The organism is Streptomyces sp. CBMA29, assembly GCF_014596445.1.
Taxonomy (GTDB): Bacteria; Actinomycetota; Actinomycetes; order Streptomycetales; family Streptomycetaceae; genus Actinacidiphila.
The window spans coordinates 1-1,465 of record NZ_MECL01000118.1 but is presented as its reverse complement, the minus strand read 5'-3'; the positions used below and the strand labels follow the sequence as shown (position 1 = coordinate 1,465).

At 76.0% G+C, this 1,465-nt stretch carries 1 protein-coding gene; it reads left to right on the top strand.

Annotation, left to right across the window (positions count from 1 at the left end; genetic code table 11):
- Positions 1 to 1,465 (top strand): ATP-binding protein (locus tag BGM09_RS16965; RefSeq protein ID WP_188282446.1); only part of this gene is annotated, 1,465 nt, incomplete at both ends.

Genomic DNA, 1,465 nt, shown 5'->3' with positions numbered 1-1,465 from the left:
CGCGGGCCCGGTCACCGCGCCGCTGACCCGCGCCGTCACCGCCGCCGCCGTCCAGCGCGGACTGCTGGTCGCCGCGCTCACCGCGGGCGGCGCCCAGCCGGAGCTGACCGCCGCGGCCCAGGTCGCCCACGTCCAGGAGCAGGCCGCGCTCGCCGAATTCCGCGCCACCGCCCCCGCCGACCTGCGCGGGCGGTACGACCAGACCGTCACCGGCGCCGACACCGCGCTGGCCGACCGCGACCTCGCCCAGCTCCTCGACGGCGGGCAGCTCACCCGCTCCGACCGCGCGCTGGGCGCCACGCCGGTCAACGCGGCGCTGACCGCCAGAATCGGCCTGATGCGTACGGTCGAGGCGTCCGCCGCCACCGACGAGGCCCGCGCCGCCGCCCACGACCGGGACGACGACGTCACCGACCTGGAGCTGCGGGCCGCGCTCGCCGCGCTCTGCCTGCTGCTCGTGGTGGGCGTCCTGGTCACCGTCTTCCGCAGCCTCACCCGCCCGCTGGCCGCGCTGCACCGCTGGTCCCGCGCCGACGCCGAGAGCGGCCAGGGCACCGAGACGATCGGCACCGACGAATTCGCCGCCGTCGCCCGCCGGGCCAACGCGCTGACGCAGGAGGCCCAGGCGCTGCGCTCGCGCTCCGCCGACCTGGCCGCCGACCGCATCCGCACGCTCGGCGTGCACAGCGCGCTCTCCGCTGAGCGGGACACACTGCTGCGCCGCCAGGACGAGCTGACCCGGCAGCTCGCCGCCGCCACCACGCAGGGCGCGGCGCAGTTCACCCACGTCAACCTCAGCCTGCGCACTCTCGGCCTGGTGGAGCGTCAACTCACCCTGATCGAGGGCCTGGAGGACCAGGAGCAGGAGCCGGACCGGCTGGAGACCCTGTTCAAGCTGGACCACCTCGCCACCCGCATGCGGCGCAACAGCGAGAATCTGCTGGTCCTCACCGGCACCGAGCACAGCCACGGCGCCGCCGCCCGCCCGGTCCCGCTGGTCGACGTGGCACGCGCCGCGATCTCCGAGGTCGAGCGGTACGAGCGGGTACGCATCCAGGTGCTCGCCGTCGCCCGGATCGCGGGCCGCGCCGCCGACGACATCAGCCACCTGCTGGCCGAACTCCTCGACAACGCCGCCTCCTTCTCCGCCCCGCACGCCGAAGTGCACCTGTCCGGCTGGCTGCTGGAGAGCGGCGAGGTCATGCTGTCGGTCGAGGACGCGGGCATCGGCGTACCGCCCGAACGCCTCGGCGAGCTCAACGCCGTACTCGCCGACCCCGACCCGGCCCCGCCCGGCACGGTCTCCGGCATGGGCTTGTACGTGGTCTCCCGGCTCGCGCACCGGCACGGCGTCCGGGTGCAGTTGCGGCCGCAGAAGCTCGGCGGGACCGCGGCCGTCGTCGTGCTGCCGCGCGTCCTGCTCCCGGCCGCGCAGCCGGACGAGCCGCCCGCCACGCCGGTGGAG